The organism is Bradyrhizobium sp. (assembly GCF_049512235.1).
GTDB lineage: Bacteria > Pseudomonadota > Alphaproteobacteria > Rhizobiales > Xanthobacteraceae > Bradyrhizobium.
Map to the genome: position 1 here is coordinate 1 of NZ_JBEKXH010000459.1, position 5,168 is coordinate 5,168.

Genomic DNA, 5,168 nt, shown 5'->3' on the forward strand with positions numbered 1-5,168 from the left:
TCAGCTTGTCCCGATCCTGGCGATCAGCCAGCATCGCGTCCTGATAGACCGAGATCGCGATGTCCATGTCCAGCATCACGGCACAGTTCAGCGCGGTGAGGATGTCGGCGAGATGGCCCGATTTCCAGCGATACTTGCCGACGGCCAGCACCGCGAGCTGACTGAGAACAAAATTATAGCCGCCGATATACCAGCGCGGCTCAAGCCCGATCTTGTGGTGGATGTGACCGATCTTGCGCACACCCTGCATATACTCGTGATCGAACCGGCCGTTGAAGAGACGCGCCCAGTGGCTTGCCTGCGCGGCCTTGAGGCGCGAAGCATCCCCGCCGATCATGCGTGCAAGTGCAGGCTCCCTCGATATGTGCTGATAAAAACCGTCGAGCAGCTTCGGCAGCGCGGGCTCCGCGACCTTCCAGAACTCGCGCAGCAGCTCGCCGGTCCTGGCGTCGATACGCATGAAGCGCATCCTGGTCTCGCGCTCCTGGGCGGTATCGGCGGCACTTGCGTTGATGGACGATGGCGTCATCGCGTTCATGTCTTGTCATCCAGCCGTTCATGGAAATGGCGCCGCTTGGCACAGCCGGGGCATACTTGTCCGTTAACCATTAACTCCAAGACAACAATGACCCGGTAATAATACCGACTCTGCGGTCAATGGCCCCGCGTCTTCTGCCTTGAGAGCGCCCGTCAGCGACGTTGCAAGGCAGCGGTCGAGGCTGGATCAGCTCCGGCCAGAGCATTGGCCGGATCGGCGCCCACCCGACCCCTCAGCGTAATCTGCTCCCTGCAAAAAAACATTTCGCTTCATGATCTGGCGCAAAAGCGGCCAGTCCTGGGCCGGTCAGTATGCCGCGCTCACTTCATGGCAAGGAACGAACATGACGCAGCCGGTTCCAGACAAGGCGGAGATTGCGCTCGAATATCCGGATAAATTCTATGTCGGGACCTTCGAGCACACCTCGCGATTTGAGGCCCATCTCGACCCGACCGGCTTCGCGCTGGTGCTCGAGCGGCCCGGCGCCGAGGATGTCCGCAAATCGATCCACATGCATATCGGCTTCGGCCTGCTGGCGGGCATCCTGGGCGAACTCGCGGCAAGTGTCGGCCGCATTCCAAAGCAGGATCTCCTGCATCGCGATCAGCTCGCCCGCGCAGTCGGTCAGCTGCATCAGGCGCTGATCGAGGCCTAGGCGGCGTCCTGGCGCGGACGAAAAAATTGCGGCTGGCCTTCGAGCTCGGCGAACGGCGCCGGCCGGCCGAGCAAATAGCCCTGGGCAAAGTTCACCCCGAGCGTTCTCAGCATCTCGAATTGCTCGCGGGTCTCGACGCCTTCGGCGGTGACCGACATGTCCAGACCGCGGGCCAGCGTCACGACCGACGATATGATCGCCGAGCTCTTGTGAAGTCTGTTCAAATTGCCGATGAACGACTTGTCGATCTTGATCTTGTCGAACGGGAATGCCGTCAGGCAGCTCAGGGATGAATATCCGATACCGAAATCGTCGAGCGCCAGCGCAACCCCGATGCTCTTGAGCTTCTGCATGAAGGCATAATTTTCCGACGCCCGTTCCAGCAGAACGGATTCCGTCAGTTCCAGCTCCAGCCGTTCCGGCGGCAACCCGGAGTTTCGCAACGCCGACTGGATGATCTCGAACAATTCGGCCTGCTTGAATTGCACCGGCGACAGGTTGACGGCGACCTTGCCCCCTTCCGGCCAGCGCGTCGCGTCGTCGCAGGCGCGCCTCAGCACCCATTCGCCGAGCGGGACGATTAATCCGGTGTCTTCGGCCAGCGGAATGAACTGGTCGGGCGGCACCAGCCCCCTGACCGGATGGCGCCAGCGAACCAGCGCTTCGAAGCCGCGCCGATCACCGCTCTGCACTTCAAAGAACGGTTGATAATATACTTCGAACTGACAGCGTGCGATGGCATCCCGCAAGTCACCTTCAAGCGTGTTCCGCGCCTCCAGTTCCGCCGACATCGCCTGATCGTAAACGGTGGCGCAGTTGCGGCCTGCCGATTTCGAGCGATAGAGCGCAAGGTCGGCCTTCTTCAATAGCTGCTCCAGATCACGGCCATGCTCCGGCACCATTGCGATACCGATGCTGGTGCCGACCTCGACCTGCCGGCCCAGCAACAGGAACGGTTCGGCGATGGATCTGCAGATCCGCGCCGCCAGATCGATGGAACCCTGCCTCTGATCGTCGCAGCCAGCCTGGATGATGGCGAATTCGTCGCCGCCCAGCCGCGCCAGCATGTCGGTGTCGCGCACCGCCGACCGCAGGCGGCTTGCGACTTCCCGCAGCAAGGCGTCGCCGGCGGCGTGGCCCAGTGAATCGTTGACGTTCTTGAAGCGGTCGAGATCGAGCATCAGCACCGAAAAGCTGTCGCCGCGCGGGCTGGCGCGCCGACCGACCGCGGCTTCCAGTTGTTCGAGAAATACGCCCCGGTTCGGAAGTCCGGTCAGAACGTCGATCCGGGCCAGCTCCAGCACGCGCTGGTTGGCCAATTCGACCTGGCGTGAGTTACGGCCGGCGAGAACGAGATAGACCACCACGCACAGCGTGATGATCACACCAGCGGTCAGCACGATCAAGGCGCGGTCGTGGCGCGCGGTCAGGCGGCCGCCGGCGGCGGGAACCGCCCACATTTGCCATTCGGCATCGCCGATCCTGAGCGTTGCCGACCAGCGCGTCGCCGACGCAAAGGCCTCGATCGGCGTCTGCGGCGCCGACGAATAATCGGGAACGGAGCGGTATTGCGGCCCGGCGCTTCGACCGAAATCGGGCGGGTAGGCATTAATGGCGATGTCGGAAGATGCCGCCGTCGCGGTCCGGATCGACTGCATCAGTTGCGCCAGATCGAACATTCCGACGACATAGCCGTCCAAATTGCGACGCCGGTCGGCAATCGTCGTGCGCGATGTGCCCTTGACATAGACCGGCACACTGACCATGACGCCGTGGGTGCCGCCTTTGATGTCGTAGAGCTTGGCGGGCACCGCCGCGATCGAATCATTATCCCGCCCGCGCTCCATCGTATTCCACCGCGTCGGCTCGGTTGAATAGTCCAGCCCGTAGACAGCGGAGGTTTTCGGTTCGGTGGAGAAGTAGACCGGGAAATACTGGTTGCTCGGCGGCGCCGGCGAAAACACGCCGGCGGCGAAGGCTTTGATCTGATAGCCGACGACGCCGTCATTGACCGCGGCGGCCTCATAGTCGGCGCGTTCTTTCCGGTAGATCTTCGGCAACCAGCTGACGCGAAGGATCCCCGGGTGATCCTCAAACAGCCGGCCGCTGAAAACCTCGAACTCGCTGCGGGTGATTTCTTCATTGGCGGATTCGAACAACGTGCGCAGCGCTCCCAACCGGCTGAGATATTCGTTGATCCCGTTCTGCAGCACGATCAACTCGGTCGCGGCGACGCCCTCGAACTCGGCCCTGGAGACGCGCTGCTCCCACCGCCCGACCGCGCAGGCCGCGATCAGCGACAGCAGCAGTCCAATAGCGGCGGCGATCAGCGCCGGCCGGTGCAGTCGCAGCCGCGACGCCGGGATTCGCCGCCCCAGCGGAGCACCTCCCTTGATGTCGCCAGACTGGTTCCACTCACCCATTGCCGACTTTCGTTCGACTGCCACTACGGCTCTCGATCTCTCCTGGACCCGGCCACGCGGCGGAATTTAAGGATGAAATCGACACGCCGGGGTTACGACGCATGGTAACCGGCATGTATGCAGCAATTCGTGCCTAACGTCCGGTTAAGGGCCTTCCGGGCCGCGCGCGCCGTACGGCTGCAAGGCGCCGCGAACCAATGCCCGCCAATTAAGGAGCTTTTCACATCGCTGGCGCTAAGGTTCTGCGCCGACCGATGCCGTCTTCATCCCCGCGGAATTCCACATGCATAGACCGACGGTGCATAGACCCACCATGCTGAGGCCACCACTGACGATCGGCGCCGGCGTTGCGCTTTTTCTCGCGGCGGCGATCTGCCGTGATGCCAGGGCCGCCGAGATCGGCGTCAGTCCCGATCGCATCCTGTTCGGCCAGGCGGCCGCCCTCGATGGTCCTTCGTCGGCGCTCGGCCAGGGGATGCGGCAGGGCCTGCTCGCCGCCTTCGCCGAGGTCAACGCCACAGGTGGTGTGCACGGCCGCAAGCTCGAACTGATCAGCCGGGACGATGGTTACGACCCCGATCGCTCGGTCGCCCAGACCACCCGGCTGATCGAGGAGGACAAGGTTTTTGCACTGATCGGCGCGGTCGGCACCCCGACCGCGGCGGCGACCGTTCCAATTGCGCAAGCGCGCAATGTGCCGTTCATCGGTCCGTTCACCGGGGCTGCATTCCTGCGCGCGCCGGAACTGCGCAACGTCGTCAATATCCGCGCCAGCTACGGCGCCGAGGCCGAAGCGTGGATCAAGCACCTGATCGAAGATCTGCAGGTCAGGAATATCGCCATCTTCTACCAGGACGATGCCTTTGGCCGCGACGGCCTGGCCGGCGTCAAGCGTGCGCTGGAAAAACGCAACATGGAGTTGACGGCCGAAGGCACCTTCGAGCGCAATACCAAGGCGATCGGTTCCGCGCTGCGCACGCTCAAGCGCACCGAACCGCAAGCCGTGGTCATGGTCGGTCCCTATGGACCGTGCGCCGAGTTCATCAAGCTCGCGCACAGAAGCGGCTTCTATCCGATCTTCGTCAATATCTCCTTTGTCGGCGCCAATGCGCTTGCGAAAGAGCTCGGTCCGGAGGGCAAGGGGGTCATCGTCTCCGAGGTCGTGCCTTTTCCATGGGATGCGTCGGTAAAGGTCGTCGCCGACTACCAAGCCGCCGTAAGGGCGCTCGATCCCAAACTGAAGCCGGAATTTGTTTCGCTGGAGGGATATCTTGCCGGCCGTCTGGTGGCGTCAGTGTTGGAAATGGCCGGGCCCGAACCGACGCGCGCGGAGTTGCTGCGGCTCATCAACGATGTCGGCAGGTTCGACATCAGCGGCGACATCATGACGTTCGGACCAAAGGCGCAGGACGCTCCGCCCAAGGTCTTTCTCACCGTGATTCAAGCAGACGGCTCGTTCAGGTCCGTCGAGAAACTATAAGGCAGCTGCGCGGGGTTCATTGCACGTCGGAGTAAAGCTCGCGCAAGACCGCCTCGATTGCACAACGATATT

4 protein-coding genes are annotated in these 5,168 nt (G+C 62.7%); 2 read left to right on the forward strand and 2 right to left on the reverse strand.

The window, feature by feature from the left end:
- Positions 1-538: protoglobin domain-containing protein (locus tag ABSG20_RS29300; RefSeq protein ID WP_423867951.1), on the reverse strand; the 538-nt coding region annotated here is incomplete at its 3' end.
- 343 nt (positions 539-881) lie between these two features.
- On the opposite strand from ABSG20_RS29300, the gene ABSG20_RS29305 reads away from it, so the two are divergent.
- A complete protein-coding gene (locus tag ABSG20_RS29305; RefSeq protein ID WP_423867952.1) occupies positions 882-1,193 on the forward strand; it encodes a hypothetical protein in 312 nt (103 codons plus the stop codon).
- Here the strand turns inward: ABSG20_RS29305 and ABSG20_RS29310 are convergent.
- The gene (locus tag ABSG20_RS29310) at positions 1,190-3,640 is read right to left on the reverse strand and encodes a bifunctional diguanylate cyclase/phosphodiesterase (RefSeq protein ID WP_423867953.1); all 2,451 of its coding nucleotides are present in this window, start codon (positions 3,638-3,640) and stop codon (positions 1,190-1,192) included. The genes ABSG20_RS29305 and ABSG20_RS29310 overlap by 4 nt on opposite strands.
- Before the next feature lie 289 nt (positions 3,641-3,929).
- Here ABSG20_RS29310 and ABSG20_RS29315 point away from each other — a divergent pair, with 289 nt between their 5' ends.
- Complete coding sequence (locus tag ABSG20_RS29315) at positions 3,930-5,096, forward strand: ABC transporter substrate-binding protein (protein WP_423867954.1); 1,167 nt, start codon at positions 3,930-3,932, stop codon at positions 5,094-5,096.
- Positions 5,097-5,168 lie beyond the last annotated feature (72 nt).

Coding starts and splice junctions, on each gene's coding strand:
- ABSG20_RS29315 (WP_423867954.1), top strand. CDS start 3,930: ATGCTGAGGCCACCACTGACGATCGGCGCCGGCGTTGCGCTTTTTCTC.
- ABSG20_RS29305 (WP_423867952.1), top strand. CDS start 882: ATGACGCAGCCGGTTCCAGACAAGGCGGAGATTGCGCTCGAATATCCG.